Source organism: Pseudomonas sp. REP124 (assembly GCF_020164475.1).
GTDB lineage: Bacteria > Pseudomonadota > Gammaproteobacteria > Pseudomonadales > Pseudomonadaceae > Aquipseudomonas.
In genome coordinates, this window is record NZ_JAIQWX010000039.1 from 1 (window position 1) to 22,167 (window position 22,167).

Below are 22,167 nucleotides of genomic sequence, written 5' to 3' on the forward strand. Positions count from 1 at the left end.
CGGCTCTAGACGGTGTTATGCGCCACGTTCTTTAGAAAGAAAATCATCTGTCAAGGAAAATGTCAATCTAGATAGCGGCAATGGCATGTGGGCGGAGTTTTCTGTCCAGATATCCCAAGGAGGAAGTTTGATCGTTTCCTCACGAGGTAGTCCAACCGCAGATTGAAGCGGGAGGCTTATGTGCACAAACTTTCGTATTTACTGAATTTCAGGCACAAAAAAAGACGTCCAAGGACGTCTTTTTTTGATCATTTGGTGGAGCCGGGGGGATTTGAACCCCCGTCCGCCAGTACTCCGCTGTCGGTACTACATGCGTAGCCGTGTCTATTAAGTTAACCCTCAGCGACCCGACGGGCAGGGTGCTTTGGGCGAGTTGTGTAAGTTTTAGCCGCTTCGTCCACAACGTACTGCACGGCGATTCTGTTCTATATGACAATCATTTCGGGTTTACAGACATCCCCTGATGATTGCTGGACCCGAAGGTACCAGAAGCTCGGGGTCTAAGGCTGCTTACGCAGCGATAGCGAATTCCCGGCCGTAGTTTTCGTCATTGGCAACTATAAGTAGTTGCAACAGTGGATTTACGAGTTCTGTTACCAACTCGGCATGCACCTAAAGTTTCGCGACCGGCGTCGAATCCTAAACGGCCCCGAACTCATTGCTCGTGAATCAAATGAGCAACAAGCCTGCGTAGTCTACGGCAATGTCGCCCGGAAGGCCAACCCGAAGGTTGGCCTGGCACGAATGTCAGTTCCGGGTAGGGTTGCGAATCTGCATCTTGGTGATCATGCCGGAGGTGATTTCCACGCAATCCTTGTCGTTGCCGGCCGCCTGAGAGGCTTTGGATTTGGCCAGCGCGTCCTTGACGTTGTTCAGGGAGCTTTCAGGTATGGACGGTGCGCTGTCCACGAAGTCGCTTATCTGTTGAATGTTCGCCGCACACAGATCTTTGTCGGCCGCAAACGCGGGTGATGCCAGCAGTGCCGCAGTGATAAACAATCCAGCAATTGCAGAGTGCTTCATGGGTATCTCCTTGCGCATGAGGGCTCGGTGCTGCCGGTACTGCGGGGCCGCTGGCCGAGGCGGTTATAAGCCCTTTCGCGGGCTTAGCTAAATGACTATAGCTGTCGGTAGGAATTCGGTTTTTTTTTGCAATATTGCGGGGCCTGTAGGAGCGAGCATGCTCGCGATGTAGGGCGGGACACCGCGGGGTGTCAGGCTGCCAGCGTTATCGTTGGCGACCATCGCGAGCATGCTCGCTCCTACAGGGTTTGCGTTTTCAGGGTGTGCGGGGTTGGGTGACGCGGTCTACGAGGTAGACCAGGCTGTGGTAGTCGATCCCGCCATGCTGGCTGAGGCCGATTTCGCAGGTGCGGCTGGTGGAGATGCCTTCTTCGCAGTACTGCACGGCGTTTTTCAGGGTTCGCAGCGAATGCGCGTTGAGCTCCGGTGTGGTGAAGCCCTTGTCGCCAGCAAACCCGCAGCAGTGAATGCCTTCCGGGATGACCACGTTCTTGCTGCACTTGCGCGCCAGATCGATCAGCGCCTGGCTCTCGCCCAGATGCTGGGTGCTGCAGGTGACGTGCACCGCGATGGGCGTGTCCTGCGGCGTGAAGTCCAGCCGATCCATCAGATGGGTGCGGATGAAACGCACCGGGTCGTAGAGATCGAGACGCACATCGCCCAGGTCCTGAGTCAGGCGCAGGGTGCAGGGGCTGGTGTCGCAATAGATCGGATCGAGCCCGCCGCGGCTGGCATGAAGCAGGGCGCCGATCAGCTCCTGACGCTTGTGCTCGGCCTGCTGGGCGTAGCCCTTGGAGGCGAACGGCTGACCGCAGCACAGGCTGTCCAGATTCTCCGGGAACACGACCTGATAGCCGGCTTTTTCCAGCAGGCTGCGGGTCTTGTCGTGCAGCGACATTTGCTCCTTGTCGCCAGCCGCCGGTCCCATGGCCCGCGACACGCACGCGGCCAGATAAACAACACGCGGACGCTCGTCCGACACCACCGGACTGAAACGAATGGCCCGTTCCGGCTGCGGCATGGCGTTGGTCCATTGCGGGATTTGCCCTTTGGACAGGCGCGTCACTGTTGCAGAAAGTCGGGTGAGTCGCGGCGCTCCCAACAGCATGCGCGCGCCGTTGGCGACATGAAGGGTGAAGCGCGCGCCTTGCAGGGCGGTGGCGAAATTTCCTTCAAGCCAGTTTGCCGCTTTCCTATGAGTGGCGTGCTGGCCGCGCAGCTTCTTCACCAGGTCGCCGGTATTGATGCCTACCGGGCAACGCTGTGCACAGAGTCCGGTGGCGGCGCAGGTGTCGATGCCCTGGTATTCGTAGGCTGCTTCGAGTTCGCGGGTGTCGATTCCGGCGCGTTTCCTGGCCTGAATATCCCGCCAGATCACGATGCGCTGACGCGGGCTCAGGGTCAGGCCTTTCGACGGGCAGACCGGTTCGCAGAAACCGCACTCGATGCACTTATCCACAATCTCGTCGGCTGCCGGCAGGGGCTTGAGATGTTTGAGGTGAATCTGCGGGTCTTCGCTGAGCACCACATCCGGGTTGAGGATGCCGTTGGGGTCGAGTAGGCGCTTGAGCTGCCACATCAACTGGTAGGCATCGCTGCCCCATTCCAGTTCGACGAAGGGCGCCATGTTGCGCCCGGTGCCGTGTTCGGCCTTGAGCGAACCGCCAAATTCCACCGCGACCAGCTGCGCCACGTCGTCCATGAATGCCTGGTAGCGTGCGACTTCTTCCGGGCTGTTGAAGCCTTGGGTGAAGACGAAGTGCAGATTGCCTTCGAGCGCGTGTCCGAAAAGGATCGCTTCGTCGTAGTGATGTTTGTCGAACAACTCGATCAGGCGATTCACGCCGATGGCCAGTTGTTCCACCGGAAAGGTCACGTCCTCGATGATCACCGTAGTGCCGGTTTTGCGCACCGCGCCGACGGCGGGGAAGGTGTCCTTGCGGATTGCCCAGAGACGGGCGTTTTCCAGCGGGTCTTCGGTGAAGTCGACCTGTTTCTCCACCGGGAATGACGCCAGGGACGCCATGATCTGCGCCAGTTGTTCCTGCAGCAAAGTGGGCGATGCGGCGCGGGATTCGATGAGCAGGGCGCAGGCATTGTTCGACAGGTGTTGTACGAACGCGGGCATGCCGGGTTTGTTCTGCACCGAGCGCAGGCTGCGGCGGTCGAGCAGTTCCACGGCCGAGACCGGTTGGCTTTTCAGCACCGTGACCGCGTTGCAGCAGGTCTCCACGTTCGGGAAGACGATCAGCGCCGAGGCCTTGTTCGGGTGATCGATCACTGTGTCATAGGTCACCGCGCTGATGAAACCGAGTGTGCCTTCGGAGCCCACCAGCAGATGGCTCAAGATATCCACAGGCTCGTCGTAATCCACCAGGGCGTTGAGTGACAGGCCGGTGGTATTTTTCAGACGGTACTTGTGGCGGATTCTTGCGGCCAGTTCGGCGTTGGCGCGGGTCTCGCGGCCCAGGGTTGCCAGACGCTCCAGCAGCTCGCCGTGGCTTTGTCGGAACGCGGCGACACTGGCGGCGTCTTCGGTATCCAGGCGACTGCCGTCGGCCAGCACCAGACGGATGCCGGCCAGGGTGTGATAGGTGTTCTGCGCGGTGCCGCAGCACATGCCGCTGGCATTGTTGGCGACGATGCCGCCGATCTTGCAGGCGTTGATCGACGCCGGGTCCGGACCGATCTTGCGTCCGAACGGCGCCAGCCAGGCGTTGGCCTGAGCGCCGATCACGCCCGGTTGCAGGCGGATTTGCGTGCCCTGGCCGCGGATCTCGCGGCCGTTCCAGTTATCCCCAAGGACGATCAGCACCGAGTCGCTGATGGCCTGGCCGGACAGGCTGGTGCCGGCGGCACGGAAGGTCACCGGAACCTGATCTCGTTGCGCCAGTTTCAGCAGCGATACCACTTCATCTTCGGACTCGACGCGCACAACTAACTGCGGAATCAGCCGGTAGAAGCTAGCGTCGGTGCCGAAGGCCAGGGTCGACAACGGGTCGTCGAAGCGACGCTCCCGGGGAATCAGTTGCTGCGCATCGCGCAGGAAAGCGGCCGGTAGACTCATTGGTCCTCCAGAATCAACACCACCAGATCTTTCGGGCCGTGGGCGCCGTAGGCCAGCACTTGTTCGATGTCGGCGGTCTTCGACGGGCCGGACACCAGCAACGCGTTGGTCGGCATGCCCTGGGCCCATTCGAATTCCTGCTGCACCTGATAGAAGTTATCGCGGATTTCGCTGGCCTTGAGCAGGGCGAAATGCACCGTCGGCGCCAGGCTCATCAGGCGCGGTTCTTCCCGCGTCGGCCAGATAATGAGGCTACCGGTGGCGGCAATCGCGCCCAGAGTGCCAGTCAGGCTCGCCGGGGTGTCATTGAACAATTCGGCTTTCCACTCTTCCATCGGGCGGTTGTAGGCCTTGAGTGTAGGCAGGGTCGGATTGTTCGCCCAATGCTGTGAGATCTGTTGACCATGCGCTGTCGTCGGTGCGATCAACAGGCTTGGCAGCTGACGTTCCTGCAGCAGTTTGCCCAGCAACGCCGGCCACGTTTCAAGGGACGTCAGATGGATTTCCGTGTGCACCGCTTCCATCAATTTGCGCAGTTGCGGGATGCGTTGATCCGGCGCGTAGGTGTAAGGCGCGGTCACCAGATCAACATCGAAGTTGTCAGGCACCGGCGTGGTGCCTGTCAGACTTTTACGCAATTTGCCGAGGATATTTTGCTTGGCGCTCATCAACGATCTCCCTGTTTGGCCAGATGCTCGCGAGCCATGTCGTGCAGTGAACGAGCGGCGGGTTTTGGTGCGCTGTGGTTTTGCGTCCACGGGCCGACGTTGCTCGGCGTGAGTGCGCGCAGGCGCGTGGCAGCGAGCGCGAACAGGCGATACAGGGTCGGTGAACTGTTGAGGCGAGCCCAGGCGTTCCAGATAAACCGCTCTTTGCGCGAGTATTTGCTGCCTTGGCCGCGCATTACTTTTTGAGGACTTTCCGGTGCCTTGACGTTCTCTTCACGCAAGCGCCGCAGCAGCGAAGGGATCGGGATTTTCACCGGACACACTTCACCGCAGGCTCCGCACAGCGAGGAAGCGCTCGGATGATCCGGAACCTTCGCCAGACCGACCATGTGCGGGGTGATGATTTTTCCGATAGGGCCGGGGTAAACCTCCCCATAGGCGTGGCCGCCGATTCGGGTATAGACCGGGCAATGATTCATACAGGCGCCGCAGCGGATGCAGTTCAGGCTCTGGCGCAGTTCGCTGTCAGCGAAGGCCTGGCTGCGACCGTTGTCGAGCAGGACCAGATGCACTTCCTGCGGACCGTCGAGCTCGTGTTCCTTGCGCGGGCCGGAAATCATGTTGACGTAGGTGGTGATCGGAATGCCCAGGGCCGAGCGGGTCAGCAGCGACAGCAGCGGCACCACGTCGCGCAGGTTTTCCACGACTTTTTCGATGCCGGTGACGGCGATGTGCACCGGCGGTACGGTGGTGGTCATGCGGCCGTTGCCTTCGTTTTCCACCAGCAGCAGGGTGCCGGTTTCGGCCACGGCGAAGTTGACGCCGGAGACGCCGATGTCCGCTTCGAAGAATTTCTGCCGCAGGACCCTGCGACCGATCTGAATGAGCTGGTCAACGTCCTTGGTGTATTCCACGCCAAGTTTGTCGTGGAACAAGGACGCGACCTGACCGGCATTCTTGTGGATCGCCGGCATGATTATGTGTGAAGGCTTCTCGTGGTCGAGCTGGACGATGTACTCGCCCATGTCCGATTCCAGACATTCAATGCCCTGTTCAGCGAGGACATGGTTCATCTCCATCTCTTCGCTGACCATCGATTTGCCCTTGATCACTTGCCGCCCCTCGTGAGCGCGGATGATCGAAAGGACGATGCCATTGGCCTCGTCCACCGTTTCCGCCCAGTGCACTTTCACACCGTTGCGGGTCAGGTTCTGTTCAAGTTGCTCGAGCAGGTCGGGCAGCTTGGATAAAGCTCGGGCGCGGACCGCATTGCCCTGCGCGCGTAGATGTTCGCGTTCATGGGCATCGCCAAAAGCCGTTGCCCGTTTGGTCATCAGTGAATCCATCGCCTTGCGAAAGTTGTTTCGCAATTGCGCATCACCCAGCGCGCCATGTGCGCGGGTGCGGAAGTCTTCTTCTACGGCGACCGTAGGAATAATCGCGGAAGCGTTCATTGCGCGCCTCCGGTTCGTTGCCACAGGAAGCTGGCCAGGTGTTGGCCGCGCAGCGCTTCCTTTTGTTTCTCCAGCGAGCCGTTGATGTTCATCAGACAACCGCAGTCTGCACTCAGGACCTTGTGCGCGCCGGATTCCTTCAGCGATCGAGTCTTGTCGGCCACCATCGCTCCGGAAATGTCTGGCATACGGACGCTAAAAGTCCCACCGAAGCCACAGCATTCGCTTTCATGGTCATGGTTGACCCGTTCCACGTTGCTCAGTTGCGACAACAGCTCGCGACCGTGCAGGTGGGTGTTCATTTCACGGCGTGCCGAGCACGAGGTGTGCAGCGCCACTTTTACCGGTTCGCCGCTGTCCTTGAGCTGCACCTTGCAGACAAACAGCAGGAATTCGGCGAGTTCATAAGTTCTGGCCGCCAATGCCTGAACCTGCTTCAACGTCTCCGGCTCGTCCTTGAACAGGTCGGCATAGTGCTCGCGCAACATGCCGGCGCAGGAGCCCGAAGGAACCACCACCGGATAATCCCCGGCGAACAGCGCCAGCTGCGAGCGCGCCACGGTCCGCGCCTGATCGGTGTAACCCGAGGTGTAGGCCGGTTGTCCGCAGCAGCTTTGCCCTTGCGGGTATTCGACACGGATGCCTTCGCGCTCCAGCAGGTGGATCGCGTCCATACCGGCTTCGGGGTAGAACAGATCCACTACGCAGGTCCCGAACAGGTACACCCGTTGCGGTTTCTCGCTGGGGTATTGCCGAGGCTCGGGCAGTGGCGGGGCGACGCGGGTCGCATTCGGCACAGCGTTGTAAAAAAGCTCGCTCATCAGGCGTGTCTCCGGGTGGTCCCGGTTGTCCGTCCGTTGAGGCTGCTGAATATAAAGATGCACGCTTTCAGCAGCCTTACAGACCGGGTTGTGAATAGCTGACGCCGGAGTCGTGGTCCGGCGTCGGTTTTTTTCAGATTGGCTGTAGGACTCAGTGCACCAGCATGCCGGTGAGCCAGTAGGCCTGTGCCAGGGTGATCAAGCCGACAATCGTTGCGAAGAACAGACTGTGCTTTAGGGTGAAGCGGAACAGATCCGATTCCTTGCCCACCAGACCGGTCGCGGCGCAAGCCACGGCGATCGATTGCGGGGAGATCATCTTGCCGGTCACGCCGCCGCTGGTGTTTGCCGCCACCAGCAAGGTGTCGTTGACGCCGATCTGGTGTGCGGTGGTGGCTTGCAGCGAACTGAACAGCGCGTTCGACGAGGTATCGGAACCGGTCAGGAACACGCCCAGCCAGCCGAGGAACGGCGAGAAGAACGGGAAAGCTGCGCCAGTGCCGGCCAGTACCAGAGCCATGGTCGAAGACATGCCCGAGTAGTTGGTGACGAAGGCGAAAGCCAGCACCATGCCGATGGACAGAATCGGCCAGCGCAGTTCGTAGATGGTTTCTTTAAAAGTGGTCAGACCAGTTTTGACGTTGATTTTCAGAACCAGCATCGAAATCAATGCGGAGAAGAAAATCGCCGTACCGGTGGCCGAGATCGGGTCGAGCTTGAACACCGCCGGAATGGCGGTCGGCGCGGCTACGATCGGTGCAGTCTTGATCACCAGTTGATCAAGGTGCGGGATGGCGAAGTTGAACACCCAGCTGTACATCGAGCCACCGGCGGCGAACATCGCCTTGAACGGTTTCAGGGTCCAGATGGTGACGAGCACGGTGAGGATCAGGAACGGCGACCAGGCCTTGACGATTTCGCCCAGGGTGTAAGGCGAAGCGATGGTCGTGCGTTTCTGACCGAAACCACCGGCGCTTTCGCTGACCACGGAAGCCGAGACGGCACCGACGATGTGCTGGCCGGCTGCACGTTTCGGTTGCCAGACTTTCAGGAACAAGGTCAGGGAGATCAGGCTGGCCAGGGCCGAGGTGATGTCCGGCAGTTCCGGTCCGATGAAGTTCGAGGTGAAGTATTGGGTGATGGCGAAGCTCAGGCCGGCGACCAGCGCTGCAGGCCATGTTTCACGCACGCCACGCAGCCCGTCCATCATGAACACCAGCCAGAACGGTACGAACAGCGACAGCAGCGGCAACTGGCGGCCGGTCATCGCGCCGATCTTGAACGCGTCGATGCCGGTTACCTGACCTGCGACGATGATCGGGATCCCCAGAGCGCCGAACGCCACCGGAGCGGTGTTCGCAATCAGGCACAGGCCGGCGGCGTACAGCGGGTTGAAGCCCAGGCCGACCAGCAGCGCGGCGGTAATCGCCACTGGCGCACCGAAGCCGGCGGCACCTTCCAGGAACGCACCGAAGCAGAAGCCGATCAGCAGCACTTGCAGGCGCTGGTCATCGGTAATCGACAGCACCGAGCTGCGGATCACTTCGAACTGGCCGCTCTTGACCGTCAGTTTGTAGAGGAAAACCGCTGCCACGATGATCCAGGCGATCGGCCACAGGCCGTAGGCGAAACCGTATCCGGCGGCGGCGAAGGCCATGTCTACCGGCATCTGGAACGCAAAGATCGCGACCAGGATCGACAACGCCAGGGTGATGCTGCCCGCGACATGTCCTTTGAGTCGGAACACGGCCAGGGCCAGGAAGAAAAATACGATGGGAATGACGGCTGCGAGCGCGGATAAGCCAAGGCTGCCGAGCGGGCTGTAGAGCTGTTGCCAGGTTTGCATATGGGGTGGCCCCTAATTGTTGTTGGTCAGGCACTGCTTAGCGTGCTTGGATAATTGGTAATACCAATTTACAATCGCTGTTGGCTAGGGTAAAAGCCTTGTAGGCGGTGTGTCAATTTGCCGCCCTAAAACTTTTGTCGAATACCTGATTGTTCACGTCGTCTGATCCGGCTGGCTAAATGCCAACTGACAGGTGCCGATGCCTTGGGGATAGGCCAGAATAGAGCCCCGGCGTGTCGTCGGATGGTGGAGAAATCGAGTTATGGGCTTTGATCAGATTCGTCAGCGCCGTTTGTCTGACGATATTGTCGAGCAGCTGGAGGGCATGATCCTCGAGGGTACGCTGAAGGCGGGCGAGCGCTTGCCGGCCGAACGTGCCTTGGCCGAACAGTTCGGCGTGTCGCGACCTTCATTGCGCGAAGCCATTCAGAAACTCGTGGCCAAGGGGTTGCTGGTCAGTCGCCAGGGTGGCGGGAATTATGTGGTGGAATCCCTGGGCACGACGTTCAGCGATCCGTTGCTGCTATTGCTGGAAAGCAATCCCGAGGCTCAACGCGATCTCTTGGAGTTTCGCCATACGCTGGAAGCGTCCTGCGCCTATTACGCGGCGATGCGCGCCACGGATGTCGATCGCGATCGGCTGACCGCGGCGTTCAATGAGTTGCAGGACTGCTATTCGCGTCACGATGAAGTCAGTCGTGCGGAGGAGGGCGCGGCGGATGCGAAATTCCATCTGGCGATTGCCGAAGCCAGTCACAACGCGGTGCTGCTGCATACCATTCGGGGTTTGTTCGATCTGCTCAAGCGCAATGTGGTGACCAACATTGGTGGCATGTACAAGCAGCGTACAGAGACTCGCGACATGCTGATAACGCAGCATCGTGAGTTGTATCTGGCGATTGTTGAAGGCCGGGCGGAACAGGCGCGGGAGGTTTCCAGCCGGCACATTTTGTATGTGCAGGAAGTGCTGGAAGAGGTGCGTCAGGAAGTGCAGCGCGTGGCTCGGGCGGAGCGGCGCAAGGGGATGTAGCCAGAGGGATTTGTGTTGATTTCTTCGCGGGCGAGCCTCGCTCCTGCAGGATTACGCTGAACCTGTAGGAGCGAGGCTTGCCCGCGAATGGGGATCAAGGAGAAAGATCAGTCTTCCTTGCCCTTGTTCCGCACGGCGCGCTGCAACTCACGCCCGGCGTCGCGCTCGCGCTCGGTATCGCGCTTGTCGTATTCCTTCTTGCCCTTGCCCAGAGCGATTTCGCACTTGACCATGTGCTTGCTCCAGTACCAGGACAGGCACACGCAGGCGTAACCCTTCTGCTGCACGGAAGCGGTCAGCTTATCCAGCTCGCGCCGGTTGAGCAGCAGCTTGCGCGTGCGGGTCGGATCAGCGATGACGTGGGTGCTGGCGGTCGTCAATGGCGTGATGTGACTGCCGAGCAGCCAGGCCTCGCCATCCTTTAGCAGCACGTAACTGTCGACCAGTTGCAGCTTGCTCGCCCGCAAACTCTTTACTTCCCAACCGGCCAGGACCAGACCAGCCTCGAACTTGTGTTCGATGAAGTAATCGTGTCGCGCCTTTTTGTTTTGCGCGATTGTCCCTGTGGGGTGTTTCTTCTGTTTAGCCATAGGGGCGGCATTATAGGGAGTTGCAAGCGAGTCGGCTACGGTGATGCTGTGTGCTTGAGCAGGTTGATCGAATCCCGGACAATGCGCGCACGTTTTTGAATGCTTGGTCGTAGTAGCAATGTCGACAGACAAAGTTTCTGTCCACGGCAGTTGGGCCAGCCGCTGGGTTTTCATACTCGCCGCGACCGGTTCGGCCGTTGGGCTGGGAAGTATCTGGAAATTCCCGTACATGGTTGGCGTCTACGGCGGCGGCGCCTTCGTGTTGATGTTCCTCATCTGCATCGCGCTGATCGGCATTCCGGTCATGCTGGCCGAAACCCTGATCGGCCGACGAGCCCGGCAGAGTCCAGCCAATGCCTTGAAAACCTTGGCCAGGGAAGCGGGGCATTCGGGCAAGTGGTCGTGGGGCGCCTTCGGCGGGATGATCACGGCGCTGCTGATTCTGTCTTTCTATAGTGTGGTCGGCGGTTGGTCGCTGGATTACATCATCGACATGGGGCGCGGCGATTTTCAGGGGGCTACGCCCAGCCATGTGGGCGCCTACTTCGGCAATGTCATCGCCGATCCGTGGCGCCTGATACTGTGGCACACGATATTCATGTTGCTGTCGGCAGTCGTGATCGCCAAGGGCGTTGTCGCGGGGCTTGAGCGCAGCTTGCGCATCATGATGCCTCTGCTGTTTGTGATGATTCTGGTGCTTCTGGGTTACAGCATGACCACGGGGCATTTCATGGAGGGCGTGCATTTCATGTTCGACTTCCATCCGGAGAAAGTGCTTGGTGGGTTGTTGCCTGCAATGGGGCACGCCTTCTTCTCGCTGAGCGTGGGCGTTGGCTCGATCATGATCTACGGCGCTTACATGCCGAAGAACTCCTCGCTTTCCGGTACCGTCGTTGGCGTGGCTTTGCTGGATACGTTCGTTTCTCTGGTAGCTGGCCTGGCATTGTTTCCGATAGTGTTCGCCGCCGGCTTGGATCCCAGTGAAGGTCCGGGGCTGATGTTTGTCAGCTTGCCGTTCGCCTTCGGTAATGTGGCGTTCGGCCAGGTGATGGGCGTAGTGTTCTTTGTACTGGTGGCGATTGCGGCCTGGAGTTCGGCGATTTCGCTGCTGGAGCCGATGGTGGCTTACCTGGTTGAGCGAACCCGCGTTCGCCGCGCCTGGGTGACTTTCTGGCTGGCATTCATCTGCTGGTTCGTGGGGCTGGGTACGGTGTTTTCCTTCAATATCTGGAAGCAGGCCAGGTTTTTCGTGAACGAAGACGGTTTGTTCCACCTCTACCAATGGGGTGTGGCGGGCGGACTGGATTTCTTCGGCGTGATCGACTTTTTCACCTCACGGATCATGTTGCCACTTGGTGGTTTATGTTTCGTGGTGTTTGCGGGCTGGGTGATGGGTCGGGAAGCGGTGAGCGACGAATTGTCGATCCGCAACCCGGCGTTGTACGCCCTGTCCATGTTCTTGATGCGCTATGTGGCGCCCATCGGCATTCTCGTAGTGTTTGCCGCCCAGCTGTGGAAGTGACGCTGACATGACGACACACATTTCTCGTTCGGCCTTGCTGCCGTACCCGGCGCAAGCCCTGTATGACCTGGTCAACGACGTGGCGCGGTACCCGGAGTTCCTGCCTTGGTGCTCCTCGTCGCAGGTACTGGAGAGCACGCCCGATTTCATGCGCGCAAGCGTTGGCGTGGCCAAAGGCGGACTCAGCCAGCATTTCGTGACGCGTAATACCCTGGTGCCCGGTCAATCGATCGAGATGAATCTGGAAGAGGGGCCGTTCACTCAGTTGCACGGTGTCTGGGTGTTCAAGCCTTTGGGCGAAAAGGCCTGCAAGATCAGTCTGGATCTGTCGTTCGATTATGCCGGGCCGATTATTCGCGCGACCCTTGGGCCGCTGTTCAACCAGGCGGCCAATACACTGGTGGATGCGTTCTGCCAGCGGGCCAAGCAAACGTATGGTTGAGGTCGAGGTGGTGTATGCCGCCATTGATCGACAGGTGCTGCTGTCGGTGGCGGTTCCGGCTGGGACAAGTGTTCGGGGTGCGTTGCTGAAGTCCGGTGTCGGGCAGACTTTTCCGGAGCTGGATCTGGCGGTATGTCCGGTGGGGATTTTCGGCAAGGTAGTTGCCGACCCGGCGAGTCGTCCGGTTCAGGATGGAGATCGCATCGAGATCTATCGGCCATTGCTGGCTGATCCCAAGGAAGTTCGTCGGCTGCGCGCGGCCAAGGCAGCCGAGGCCAAGGCTCGGAATCAGTAGATCGTTGCCCGATAGGCAATAAAAAACCCGGACATGCCGGGTTTTTTATTGCGTCGCAAATTATTGCGGCGAAGTTTCCAGTGGTTCAGGAGTCGGGACGGGAACAGTTTCCACGCCGTCTACTTCCTTCTGGATCTGATCGAGCAACGAGCCAGGCTTGGCCGGTTTTTCCGGTTTTGGCTTCTCGACGTTTTCCGCTGGTGCGTTAACGGTCGTGCCACTGTCCTTGCCGAGAATTGCCTCGTCGCGACTCACGCCAGGCATGAAGTCGCCAGACAGGCTGACAAGTTGATCATTTGGGTTGAAGATAACGCTAATGCGTTCCTGTTGGCGTTCACCGCCACCCGGTTGCAGGCTGTACAGATAATCCCAGCGATCGGCATGGAACGTGTCGGTCAGCAGAGGGTTGCCCATGATAAACCTTACTTGCTTACGGGTCATTCCCGGGCGTAACTGGTCTATCATGTCCTGCGTGACGACATTGCCCTGCTGGATGTCGATTTTGTAAACCCCGGGGAATGAACAACCGGCGAGTGCGAGCAGTCCCACAAAGGTGAAACTGGTTAGCAAGAGCTTGGTGTTTTGCATCGGTGGGCGACTTCCACTATCTTGGCTGGGACAACGTAAACGCCGATCATACCCGCATTAAGAGAAGCTGCGAAGCAGCATCGCGAGAAAGCTGACCATGGTTGAAAATAGCGAACTACGCAAAGCCGGCCTCAAAGTGACCCTGCCACGGGTCAAAATTCTGCAAATGCTCGATTCCGCCGAGCAGCGCCACATGAGTGCTGAAGATGTCTACAAGGCACTGATGGAGGCTGGCGAGGACGTCGGTCTGGCCACGGTTTACCGTGTACTGACCCAGTTCGAGGCAGCTGGCCTTGTGGTGCGGCACAACTTCGACGGAGGCCACGCGGTCTTCGAACTGGACGACGGCAAGCATCACGACCATATGGTCAACGTCGAGACCAGTGAAGTGATCGAGTTTTTTGACCAGGAAATCGAAAACCTGCAGAAAGCGATCGTCGAGAAGTATGGCTTCGAGATGGTTGATCACAATCTGGTGCTGTACGTACGCAAGAAAAAGTAAGCATGTCGCGCGAATTCAAGGTTCGCGAAACGAACGAAGGCGACCCCAGGGTCGCCTTCGTGCTTTCTGCTGGTCTCAGGCTTTCGCCGCGACCACCATTTTCCTGGCGTGAGCCAAGGATTCTTTGGTGAGGTCGATGCCGCCCAGCATGCGAGCCACCTCTTCGACCCGATCGTTCTTGTTCAGCTTCGAGACGGCGGTGCGTGTCGCATCTTCGCCTCGTACTTTGTGCACAAACAGGTGCTGATGACCCTGAGCTGCCACTTGTGGCAAGTGAGTCACGGTCAGAACCTGTCCTCTTTCCCCAAGTCGACGCAGCAACTGGCCGACAATTTCGGCTGTCGGGCCGCCGATGCCCACGTCCACTTCGTCGAACACCAGCGTTGGTACGCGAGAGGTTTGCGCGGTGATCACCTGAATCGCCAGGCTGATCCGTGACAGTTCGCCGCCCGATGCAACTTTCGCCAGCGCCTTCAAAGGCTGGCCCGGGTTGGCGCTGACCAACAGTTCCACTTGTTCCAGGCCGTTCGGCAGTAGTTCATCGCTGCTGTTAGGGCGCAACTCGATGGTGAAGCGACCACCGGGCATGCCCAGACGCTGGATTTCCTGTTCCACGGCGCTGGCCAGGCTGCCGGATGCCTGGTGGCGTAGATCACTCAGCTCCCGTGCCTTCTCCTGATAATGACGAGCGTAGGACGACAGTTCGTCGCTCAGTCGCTCGATGGATTCGTCATTGGCATTCAGGGTTTCGATTTCTTCCAGCAGCTTTTGCTGCATTTCGCCGACTTCGGTTGGCTGGATGCGGTGCTTGCGCGCCAGGGTATAGATAGCGTCCAGGCGTTCTTCCAGGTATTGAAGGCGCGATGGGTCGGCATCGAAGTTGTCGAGGAAGCGATTCAGCTCGCCCACGGCTTCTTCAACCTGGATCTGCGCGCTGGTCAGCAGGCTGCTGGCCTCGCCAAGCGCGCCAATGGAGCTATTGACGCTTGAGAGGCGGTTAAGGCTGGCGGTGAGGGCGTTCAGCACATTGCCGGAATCACTTTCGCTGCATTGCTCGACCACTTGCCGGCAGATTCCCAGCAGGGTTTCGGCGTTGGTCAGGTTCTTGTGTTCCTGCTCCAGCTGCTCCAGTTCGTTGTCGCCAAGGCCGAGGTTTTCCAGCTCTTCAAGCTGATAGCTCAGCAGTTGATGGCGCGCGCGCTGTTCGTCGCCCGAGTTGGAAAGGCGCTCCAGTTCCTGGCGAGTCTGGCGCCAGCGCTGTGCGGCCAGTTGTACCTGGCGGGCAAGGTCCGTCGCGCCAGCGTATTCGTCGAGCAGGCGGCGGTGGGTGTCGGTCTTGAGCAGGGATTGGTGTTCGTGCTGGCTGTGGATATCGATCAGCAGTTCGCCCAACGCTTTCAGGTCGCCCAAAGGGCAGGGCGTGCCATTGATATAGCCACGCGAGCGACCTTCGGCGGTGATGACCCGGCGCAGGATGCACGGGCCATCGTTTTCGAGATCGCGCTCGGCCAGCCAGACGCCGGCTTCCGGAATGTCGGCCAGGTCGAAGGTCGCCAGGATATCGGCCTTGTCCGCGCCGGGGCGTACCACGCCGCTATCGGCTCGATCGCCGAGGGTCAGGCCCAGGGCGTCGAGCATGATCGACTTGCCGGCGCCGGTTTCCCCGGTGATCACACTCATTCCGCGATCTAGTTCGAGGTCGAGATGTTCAACGATGGCGTAGTTGTGTACGGACAGGTGCACCAGCATGAAGGCCGCTCCCAGGCTTTAGGTCTGGTTATTTATACAGTGTTTTGTTTTGGGCTGACAATGCCTCTCGTTAGCTCGATTCGCTTGAGCCGATGAAATTCTTAGCGCGCAATGGAATGACAATGGAGCTGTTTTTTGTAGGGTTAATGCTTGGGCCCCCTTGAAGCTGAATTTTGCAGCCCCATATAGCTGGGCAGAAGTGCGAGTCAGGCTCGCAGACGATATTGAAAGGAGAATTTTATGGCTGACGAACAGACAGTGGATACGCAAAACCCAGACGCCAATCAGGCGCCCGAGGCTTCGGGTGAAGATCTGGCGGCTCGTGTACAAGTGCTCGAAGAGCAACTGGCAGGCGCTCAGGATCAGGCTTTGCGTGTAGCCGCCGATCTGCAGAACGTCCGCCGTCGCGCCGAGCAGGATGTGGAAAAAGCTCACAAATTCGCCCTGGAAAAATTCGCCGGCGACCTGCTGCCGATCATCGACAGCCTGGAGCGCGGCCTGGAATTGTCCAGTCCGGATGACGAAAGCATCCGTCCGATGCGCGAAGGTATCGAACTGACCCTGAAAATGTTCCAGGACACCCTGAAGCGTTATCAGTTGGAAGCGATCGATCCGCATGGCGAACCGTTCAATGCCGTTCTGCATCAGGCAATGGCCATGCAGGAAAGCGCAGACCTGGAGCCAAACAGCGTGCTCAAGGTGTTCCAGAAGGGCTACCAGCTCAACGGTCGCCTGCTGCGCCCGGCGATGGTCGTGGTCAGCAAGGCTCCGGCACCAGTTTCGCCTTCTATTGACGAGCAGGCTTGAAACTAGCCGAAAGGCCCCCATTTAGAAGTCAAGCGTTTAAGTGCTACCGCAGTTGGCAACCACCGCTGCGGCAACCAAATCCAAAGTTTCGGGAGAGTGAACATGGGCAAAATTATCGGTATCGACCTGGGGACTACCAACTCCTGCGTCTCCGTGCTGGAAAACGGCAAGGCCAAAGTTATTGAAAACGCCGAAGGCGCACGTACCACGCCTTCGATCATCGCTTATGCCAACGACGGTGAAATCCTGGTTGGCCAGTCGGCCAAGCGTCAGGCAGTGACCAACCCGCACAACACCCTGTACGCGGTGAAGCGTCTGATCGGTCGCCGCTTCGAGGAAGAAGTCGTACAGAAAGACATCCAGATGGTCCCTTACAAGATCGTCAAGGCTGACAACAACGACGCCTGGGTTGAAGTGAACGGCCAGAAAATGGCTCCGCCACAAATCTCGGCTGAAATTCTGAAAAAAATGAAGAAGACCGCCGAAGACTACCTCGGCGAGCCAGTGACCGAAGCGGTGATCACCGTTCCGGCCTACTTCAACGACAGCCAGCGTCAGGCCACCAAAGACGCCGGCCGCATCGCTGGTCTGGACGTAAAACGTATCATCAACGAACCAACCGCAGCCGCTCTGGCTTACGGTATGGACAAGGCCAAGGGCGACCACACCGTCATCGTTTATGACCTGGGTGGCGGTACCTTCGACGTTTCCGTGATCGAAATCGCTGAAGTCGACGGTGAGCACCAGTTCGAAGTGTTGGCCACCAACGGCGACACCTTCCTGGGTGGTGAAGACTTTGACATTCGTCTGATCGATTACCTCGTCGACGAATTCAAGAAAGAAAGCGGCATGAACCTCAAAGGTGATCCGCTGGCGATGCAGCGCCTGAAAGAAGCTGCTGAAAAAGCCAAGATCGAGCTGTCTTCCGCTCAGTCGACCGACGTGAACCTGCCGTACATCACTGCAGACGCCACCGGTCCTAAGCACCTGAACGTGAAGATCTCTCGCGCCAAGCTGGAAGCGCTGGTGGAAGACCTGGTTCAGCGCACCATTGAGCCTTGCCGCATCGCTCTGAAAGACTCCGGTATCGACGTTGGCTCGATCAACGACGTGATCCTGGTAGGCGGTCAGACCCGTATGCCACTGGTTCAGAAGCTGGTGACCGAGTTCTTCGGTAAAGAAGCTCGCAAGGACGTGAACCCGGACGAAGCTGTTGCCATGGGTGCTGCGATCCAGGGCGCCGTTCTGGCTGGCGACGTCAAAGACGTTCTGCTGCTGGACGTCAGCCCGCTGACCCTGGGTATCGAAACCATGGGTGGCGTGATGACCGCGCTGATCGAGAAAAACACCACGATTCCTACCAAGAAATCGCAAGTGTTCTCGACTGCCGACGACAACCAGGGCGCCGTGACCATTCACGTGCTGCAAGGTGAGCGTAAGCAAGCGGCTCAGAACAAGTCCTTGGGCAAGTTCGACCTGGCTGAGATTCCACCAGCACCACGTGGCGTGCCACAAATCGAAGTGACCTTCGACATCGACGCCAACGGCATCCTGCACGTAGGCGCCAAGGACAAGGCCACTGGCAAGACTCAGTCGATCGTGATCAAGGCCAACTCCGGTCTGTCCGACGAAGAGATCGAGCGCATGGTGCGTGACGCCGAGGCCAACGCCGAGGAAGACCGCAAGTTCGAAGAACTGGCCGCTGCCCGTAACCAGGGTGATGCACTGGTTCACTCGACTCGCAAAATGATCGCTGACGCTGGCGACAAGGTAAGCGCTGAAGAGAAGACCGCAATCGAAGCTGCCGTGGTTGCCCTGGAAGCTGCCGTAAAAGGCGACGACAAGGCTGCTATCGAAGCCAAGGTTGAAGAGCTGTCGAAGGTCTCCGCGCCAGTGGCTCAGAAGATGTACGCCGAACAGGCTCAACCGGCTGAAGGCGCTGCGCAGCAGGGCGAGTCGGCTGAAAAGGCTGACGACGTTGTCGATGCCGAGTTCGAAGAAGTCAAAGACCACAAGTAAGTTGTTGGTCGGCCGGTTGACTGCCTTTGGGCAGTGACTGGTAGGATGTCGCCGCGCGGGAGCCTGCTCCCGCGTTGGCGTGTCTGGAGTACACGAATTTTTACAGCATGCGACTACGTTCGGATGCTGGCGGTATGGCCGGAAATGCTCCTGCTTTTCGAGCCGAAAGTACCGCAATGAACCAAAAGACCAGGATCGTTGAATCGACGTGAGTTGGGTCCGGGCCTGTATTGGGGCTCAACGAGTTTGGCGAAGCTCAGGAGAGGTTTGCCGAACGTCCTCAAGAGTGCAGAAGACATATGGCAAAGCGTGACTATTACGAAGTATTGGGTGTTGAGCGAGGCACCAGCGAAGCGGACCTGAAGAAGGCCTACCGTCGCCTGGCGATGAAGCACCACCCGGACCGTAATCCCGATGACAAGGCGTCGGAAGAGAAATTCAAGGAGGCCAACGAGGCCTACGAAGTGCTGTCCGATTCCAGCAAGCGTGCGGCCTACGACCAGTACGGTCACGCTGGCGTCGACCCGAGCATGGGTGGCGGCGGTGCCGGTTTCGGTGGCCAGAACTTCTCCGACATCTTTGGCGATGTCTTCAGTGATTTCTTCGGTGGCGGTCGCGGTGGTTCCCGTGGCGGCGCTCAGCGCGGCAGTGATCTGCGCTACACCCTGGAGCTGGATCTGGAAGAAGCGGTGCGCGGCACGACCGTGAATATCCGCGTTCCGACACTGGTCAACTGCAAGCCGTGCGACGGTTCGGGTGCCAAGAAAGGTTCCTCTCCGGTCACTTGCCCGACTTGCGGCGGTATCGGCCAGGTCCGCATGCAGCAAGGCTTCTTCTCGGTGCAGCAGACCTGCCCCCGTTGCCATGGCCAGGGCAAGATCATTTCCGATCCATGCGATTCGTGCCACGGCGAAGGTCGTGTCGAAGAGTACAAGACGCTGTCGGTGAAAGTGCCGGCGGGCGTCGATACCGGTGACCGCATTCGCCTATCCGGCGAGGGTGAGGCGGGTGCTCAGGGTGGTCCGACTGGCGACCTGTACGTTGTGATCAATGTGCGTGAACACTCCATCTTCCAGCGTGACGGCAAGCATCTGTTCTGTGAAGTGCCAATCAGCTTCGTCGATGCGGCGCTGGGCGGCGAGCTGGAGATTCCGACCCTCGATGGTCGGGTCAAGCTGAAGATCCCTGAGGGGACTCAGACCGGCAAGCAGTTCCGTGTGCGTGGCAAGGGCGTTGCGCCTGTGCGTGGCGGCGGTGCCGGCGACTTGATGTGCCGTGTCGCGGTCGAGACCCCGGTCAACCTGAGCCGTCGTCAGCGCGAAATGCTGGAAGAGTTCCGCAATTCGCTGGCAGACGACAATAGCCACTCACCGAAAACCACCGGCTGGTTCGAAGGCGTGAAGCGCTTCTTCGGCGACTTGTAAGGAGGCAGGCATGCGACGTATTGCTGTGATGGGCGCCGCCGGGCGCATGGGCAAGACTTTGATTGAAGCGGTGCATCAGGCGCCGGGCGCGGGTTTGACGGCGGCGGTGGATCGTCCCGACAGCACGCTGGTCGGTGCGGATGCCGGTGAACTGGCTGCGCTGGGTCGTATCGGAGTGCCGTTGTCCGGTGATCTGGATCGTGTCGTTGACGAGTTCGACGTGCTGATCGACTTCACTCACCCGACCGTGACCCTGAAGAATCTGGCCTTCTGCCGCAAGCATGGCAAGGCGATGATCATCGGTACCACGGGTTTCACCGTTGAAGAGAAGCAATTGCTGGCGGAGGCGGGCAAGGATATCCCGATCGTCTTCGCGGCCAACTTCAGTGTCGGTGTGAACCTGTGCCTGAAGCTGCTCGATACCGCGGCCCGTGTGCTGGGTGACGATGTCGATATCGAAATCACCGAAGCTCACCATCGGCATAAAGTCGATGCGCCGTCGGGTACCGCGGTGCGTATGGGTGAAGTGGTTGCCGATGCCCTGGGACGCGATCTGAAGAAGGTGGCGGTCTACGGTCGCGAAGGTCAGACCGGTGCGCGTGATCGCGAAACCATCGGTTTCGCCACTGTGCGTGCTGGTGACATCGTCGGCGATCACACAGTGTTGTTCGCCGCTGAAGGTGAGCGTGTCGAGATCACTCACAAGGCCTCCAGCCGCATGACATTCGCCAAGGGTGCGGTACGTGCCGCGCTGTGGCTGGATGGTCGCGAGCCTGGCCTGTACGACATGCAAGACGTGCTCGATCTGCGCTGAAGCGCACTTGAAACCGGGTTCATGCACAATGTTTGAACCCGGTTTTACACCGCCAAGCGACGACCTGTCGCATTCTCTGGCCTTTCGGGCTCATTGGCGGTAGACCAAAAAAGCCTTTTTCTGTAAGCTACAGCTTTAGTGTGTCCACTAAAAGCGCGCAGAATAATTCAGTGAAGAAGCGGGGTGACGTGTCCATACGTCACTCCGCTTTTTTACAACCTGCGATCGCCCTTTCAGGCTTTATTTACGGGAGGTCTTCTTGACTAAGCCAGCCATACTCGCCCTTGCTGATGGCAGCATTTTTCGCGGCGAAGCCATTGGAGCCGACGGTCAGACCGTTGGTGAGGTCGTTTTCAACACCGCAATGACCGGCTATCAGGAAATCCTTACCGATCCTTCCTACGCCCAACAGATCGTTACCCTGACTTACCCGCACATCGGCAACACCGGCACCACGCCGGAAGACGCCGAGTCCAACCGCGTATGGTCCGCAGGCCTGGTCATCCGTGACCTGCCACTGGTTGCGAGCAACTGGCGTAACACGATGTCCCTGTCCGATTACCTCAAGGCCAACAACGTTGTAGCCATCGCCGGTATCGACACCCGCCGCCTGACGCGCATCCTGCGTGAAAAAGGCGCGCAGAACGGCTGCATCATGGCCGGTGACAACATTTCCGAAGAAGCCGCCATCGCCGCAGCCCGGGGTTTCCCTGGCCTGAAGGGCATGGACTTGGCGAAAGTCGTCAGCACCAAGGACACCTACGAGTGGCGTTCGACGGTCTGGGACCTGAAGACCGACAGTCACGCGACCATCGAAGCTGCTGATCTGCCGTACCACGTCGTGGCCTACGACTACGGCGTCAAGGTGAACATCCTGCGCATGCTGGTCGAGCGCGGTTGCCGCGTCACCGTGGTTCCTGCGCAGACGCCTGCTGCCGACGTGCTGGCAATGAATCCGGATGGCGTGTTCCTGTCCAACGGCCCTGGCGATCCGGAGCCTTGCGACTACGCGATCCAGGCGATCAAGGATGTGCTGGAAACCGAAATTCCGGTCTTCGGTATCTGCCTCGGTCACCAACTGCTGGCTCTGGCTTCCGGCGCCAAGACCCTGAAAATGGGCCACGGCCACCACGGTGCCAACCACCCGGTCCAGGATCTGGACACCGGCGTCGTGATGATCACCAGCCAGAACCACGGTTTCGCGGTAGACGAAGCGACCCTGCCTGCCAACGTTCGCGCGATCCACAAATCGCTGTTCGATGGCACCCTGCAAGGGATCGAGCGTACCGACAAGAGCGCCTTCAGCTTCCAGGGTCACCCTGAAGCCAGCCCTGGCCCGAACGACGTAGCGCCACTGTTCGATCGCTTCATCAACGAGATGGCCAAGCGACGCTGATCGCTCGCCCTGATGTAGCAAAGCTTGAGGGCGGTCCCGATACCGGTGGCCCCCTCAAGTCTTCAAAGATTGAACAAGACGGCTTGCCGACTGACCTGCGGATTTGAGTG

The 22,167-nt window shown here is 59.1% G+C and carries 19 protein-coding genes and 1 other RNA gene; 10 read left to right on the forward strand and 10 right to left on the reverse strand.

The features are described 5' to 3' along the window. Positions 1–253: 253 nt before the first annotated feature. The 7 genes from ssrA to K9857_RS12280 form a co-directional block, all read right to left on the reverse strand. Positions 254–651, reverse strand: a transfer-messenger RNA (tmRNA) gene (gene ssrA, locus K9857_RS12250). A 96-nt stretch (positions 652–747) separates the two neighbouring features. Beyond that, on the reverse strand, positions 748–1,023 hold the full coding sequence (locus K9857_RS12255; RefSeq protein ID WP_224536062.1) for a hypothetical protein: 276 nt from the start codon (positions 1,021–1,023) through the stop codon (positions 748–750). Positions 1,024–1,279: 256 nt separating this feature from the next. Then, a complete protein-coding gene (locus K9857_RS12260; RefSeq protein ID WP_224536064.1) occupies positions 1,280–4,090 on the reverse strand; it encodes an FAD-binding and (Fe-S)-binding domain-containing protein in 2,811 nt (936 codons plus the stop codon). After that, on the reverse strand, positions 4,087–4,758 hold the full coding sequence (locus K9857_RS12265; RefSeq protein WP_224536067.1) for a lactate utilization protein C: 672 nt from the start codon (positions 4,756–4,758) through the stop codon (positions 4,087–4,089). Before K9857_RS12265 ends, K9857_RS12260 begins: the two co-directional genes overlap by 4 nt. Then, positions 4,758–6,212, reverse strand: coding sequence for a LutB/LldF family L-lactate oxidation iron-sulfur protein (locus K9857_RS12270; protein WP_224536069.1), 1,455 nt, complete (start codon positions 6,210–6,212; stop codon positions 4,758–4,760). Before K9857_RS12270 ends, K9857_RS12265 begins: the two co-directional genes overlap by 1 nt. Then, a complete protein-coding gene (locus K9857_RS12275; RefSeq protein ID WP_224536071.1) occupies positions 6,209–7,033 on the reverse strand; it encodes a (Fe-S)-binding protein in 825 nt (274 codons plus the stop codon). Before K9857_RS12275 ends, K9857_RS12270 begins: the two co-directional genes overlap by 4 nt. Positions 7,034–7,184: 151 nt before the next feature. Beyond that, complete coding sequence (locus K9857_RS12280) at positions 7,185–8,879, reverse strand: lactate permease LctP family transporter (RefSeq protein WP_224536073.1); 1,695 nt, start codon at positions 8,877–8,879, stop codon at positions 7,185–7,187. Between the two features lie 262 nt (positions 8,880–9,141). Here K9857_RS12280 and K9857_RS12285 point away from each other — a divergent pair, with 262 nt between their 5' ends. Next, positions 9,142–9,909: a GntR family transcriptional regulator gene (locus tag K9857_RS12285; RefSeq protein ID WP_175375855.1), complete on the forward strand. Its 768-nt coding sequence runs from the start codon at positions 9,142–9,144 to the stop codon at positions 9,907–9,909. Between the two features lie 107 nt (positions 9,910–10,016). Here the strand turns inward: K9857_RS12285 and smpB are convergent, their stop codons facing one another. Beyond that, the gene (smpB, locus tag K9857_RS12290; RefSeq protein WP_224536075.1) at positions 10,017–10,499 is read right to left on the reverse strand and encodes an SsrA-binding protein SmpB; all 483 of its coding nucleotides are present in this window, start codon (positions 10,497–10,499) and stop codon (positions 10,017–10,019) included. A 118-nt stretch (positions 10,500–10,617) separates the two neighbouring features. Between smpB and K9857_RS12295 the strand changes: the two genes are divergently transcribed. From K9857_RS12295 to K9857_RS12305, 3 genes are read left to right on the forward strand one after another with little or no spacing between them, the layout of a single operon-like run. Then, positions 10,618–12,021: a sodium-dependent transporter gene (locus tag K9857_RS12295; protein ID WP_224536077.1), complete on the forward strand. Its 1,404-nt coding sequence runs from the start codon at positions 10,618–10,620 to the stop codon at positions 12,019–12,021. Between the two features lie 7 nt (positions 12,022–12,028). Further along, complete coding sequence (locus K9857_RS12300; protein WP_224536079.1) at positions 12,029–12,463, forward strand: type II toxin-antitoxin system RatA family toxin; 435 nt, start codon at positions 12,029–12,031, stop codon at positions 12,461–12,463. Continuing rightward, on the forward strand, positions 12,456–12,758 hold the full coding sequence (locus K9857_RS12305; RefSeq protein ID WP_224536081.1) for an RnfH family protein: 303 nt from the start codon (positions 12,456–12,458) through the stop codon (positions 12,756–12,758). Before K9857_RS12300 ends, K9857_RS12305 begins: the two co-directional genes overlap by 8 nt. A 60-nt stretch (positions 12,759–12,818) precedes the next feature. Here the strand turns inward: K9857_RS12305 and K9857_RS12310 are convergent, their stop codons facing one another. Beyond that, positions 12,819–13,346, reverse strand: a complete 528-nt coding sequence (locus K9857_RS12310; RefSeq protein ID WP_224536083.1) for an outer membrane protein assembly factor BamE — start codon at positions 13,344–13,346, stop codon at positions 12,819–12,821. A 97-nt stretch (positions 13,347–13,443) separates the two neighbouring features. On the opposite strand from K9857_RS12310, the gene fur reads away from it, so the two are divergent. Continuing rightward, positions 13,444–13,848: a ferric iron uptake transcriptional regulator gene (gene fur / locus K9857_RS12315; protein WP_110966279.1), complete on the forward strand. Its 405-nt coding sequence runs from the start codon at positions 13,444–13,446 to the stop codon at positions 13,846–13,848. Between the two features lie 75 nt (positions 13,849–13,923). Here the strand turns inward: fur and recN are convergent, their stop codons facing one another. After that, positions 13,924–15,597, reverse strand: coding sequence for a DNA repair protein RecN (gene recN / locus K9857_RS12320; protein WP_224536085.1), 1,674 nt, complete (start codon positions 15,595–15,597; stop codon positions 13,924–13,926). A 240-nt stretch (positions 15,598–15,837) separates the two neighbouring features. Between recN and grpE the strand changes: the two genes are divergently transcribed. The 5 genes from grpE to carA all read left to right on the forward strand — a co-directional run bounded on the left by grpE (position 15,838) and on the right by carA (position 22,057). Then, on the forward strand, positions 15,838–16,404 hold the full coding sequence (grpE, locus tag K9857_RS12325) for a nucleotide exchange factor GrpE (protein ID WP_095194007.1): 567 nt from the start codon (positions 15,838–15,840) through the stop codon (positions 16,402–16,404). 102 nt (positions 16,405–16,506) lie between these two features. After that, positions 16,507–18,423, forward strand: a complete 1,917-nt coding sequence (dnaK, locus tag K9857_RS12330) for a molecular chaperone DnaK (protein ID WP_224536087.1) — start codon at positions 16,507–16,509, stop codon at positions 18,421–18,423. A 299-nt stretch (positions 18,424–18,722) separates the two neighbouring features. Next, the gene (dnaJ, locus tag K9857_RS12335; RefSeq protein WP_077046412.1) at positions 18,723–19,847 is read left to right on the forward strand and encodes a molecular chaperone DnaJ; all 1,125 of its coding nucleotides are present in this window, start codon (positions 18,723–18,725) and stop codon (positions 19,845–19,847) included. Positions 19,848–19,857: 10 nt separating this feature from the next. Continuing rightward, a complete protein-coding gene (gene dapB, locus K9857_RS12340; RefSeq protein ID WP_175375863.1) occupies positions 19,858–20,661 on the forward strand; it encodes a 4-hydroxy-tetrahydrodipicolinate reductase in 804 nt (267 codons plus the stop codon). A 259-nt stretch (positions 20,662–20,920) separates the two neighbouring features. Further along, complete coding sequence (gene carA, locus K9857_RS12345) at positions 20,921–22,057, forward strand: glutamine-hydrolyzing carbamoyl-phosphate synthase small subunit (RefSeq protein ID WP_224536090.1); 1,137 nt, start codon at positions 20,921–20,923, stop codon at positions 22,055–22,057. Positions 22,058–22,167: the final 110 nt, after the last annotated feature.

What these genes read in the sequence shown, in the direction of transcription:
- K9857_RS12255 (WP_224536062.1), bottom strand. Translation starts at nt 1,023, where the DNA reads ATGAAGCACTCTGCAATTGCTGGATTGTTTATCACTGCGGCACTGCTG.
- K9857_RS12260 (WP_224536064.1), bottom strand. Translation starts at nt 4,090, where the DNA reads ATGAGTCTACCGGCCGCTTTCCTGCGCGATGCGCAGCAACTGATTCCC.
- K9857_RS12265 (WP_224536067.1), bottom strand. Translation starts at nt 4,758, where the DNA reads ATGAGCGCCAAGCAAAATATCCTCGGCAAATTGCGTAAAAGTCTGACA.
- K9857_RS12270 (WP_224536069.1), bottom strand. Translation starts at nt 6,212, where the DNA reads ATGAACGCTTCCGCGATTATTCCTACGGTCGCCGTAGAAGAAGACTTC.
- K9857_RS12275 (WP_224536071.1), bottom strand. Translation starts at nt 7,033, where the DNA reads ATGAGCGAGCTTTTTTACAACGCTGTGCCGAATGCGACCCGCGTCGCC.
- K9857_RS12280 (WP_224536073.1), bottom strand. Translation starts at nt 8,879, where the DNA reads ATGCAAACCTGGCAACAGCTCTACAGCCCGCTCGGCAGCCTTGGCTTA.
- K9857_RS12285 (WP_175375855.1), top strand. Translation starts at nt 9,142, where the DNA reads ATGGGCTTTGATCAGATTCGTCAGCGCCGTTTGTCTGACGATATTGTC.
- smpB (WP_224536075.1), bottom strand. Translation starts at nt 10,499, where the DNA reads ATGGCTAAACAGAAGAAACACCCCACAGGGACAATCGCGCAAAACAAA.
- K9857_RS12295 (WP_224536077.1), top strand. Translation starts at nt 10,618, where the DNA reads ATGTCGACAGACAAAGTTTCTGTCCACGGCAGTTGGGCCAGCCGCTGG.
- K9857_RS12300 (WP_224536079.1), top strand. Translation starts at nt 12,029, where the DNA reads ATGACGACACACATTTCTCGTTCGGCCTTGCTGCCGTACCCGGCGCAA.
- K9857_RS12305 (WP_224536081.1), top strand. Translation starts at nt 12,456, where the DNA reads ATGGTTGAGGTCGAGGTGGTGTATGCCGCCATTGATCGACAGGTGCTG.
- K9857_RS12310 (WP_224536083.1), bottom strand. Translation starts at nt 13,346, where the DNA reads ATGCAAAACACCAAGCTCTTGCTAACCAGTTTCACCTTTGTGGGACTG.
- fur (WP_110966279.1), top strand. Translation starts at nt 13,444, where the DNA reads ATGGTTGAAAATAGCGAACTACGCAAAGCCGGCCTCAAAGTGACCCTG.
- recN (WP_224536085.1), bottom strand. Translation starts at nt 15,597, where the DNA reads ATGCTGGTGCACCTGTCCGTACACAACTACGCCATCGTTGAACATCTC.
- grpE (WP_095194007.1), top strand. Translation starts at nt 15,838, where the DNA reads ATGGCTGACGAACAGACAGTGGATACGCAAAACCCAGACGCCAATCAG.
- dnaK (WP_224536087.1), top strand. Translation starts at nt 16,507, where the DNA reads ATGGGCAAAATTATCGGTATCGACCTGGGGACTACCAACTCCTGCGTC.
- dnaJ (WP_077046412.1), top strand. Translation starts at nt 18,723, where the DNA reads ATGGCAAAGCGTGACTATTACGAAGTATTGGGTGTTGAGCGAGGCACC.
- dapB (WP_175375863.1), top strand. Translation starts at nt 19,858, where the DNA reads ATGCGACGTATTGCTGTGATGGGCGCCGCCGGGCGCATGGGCAAGACT.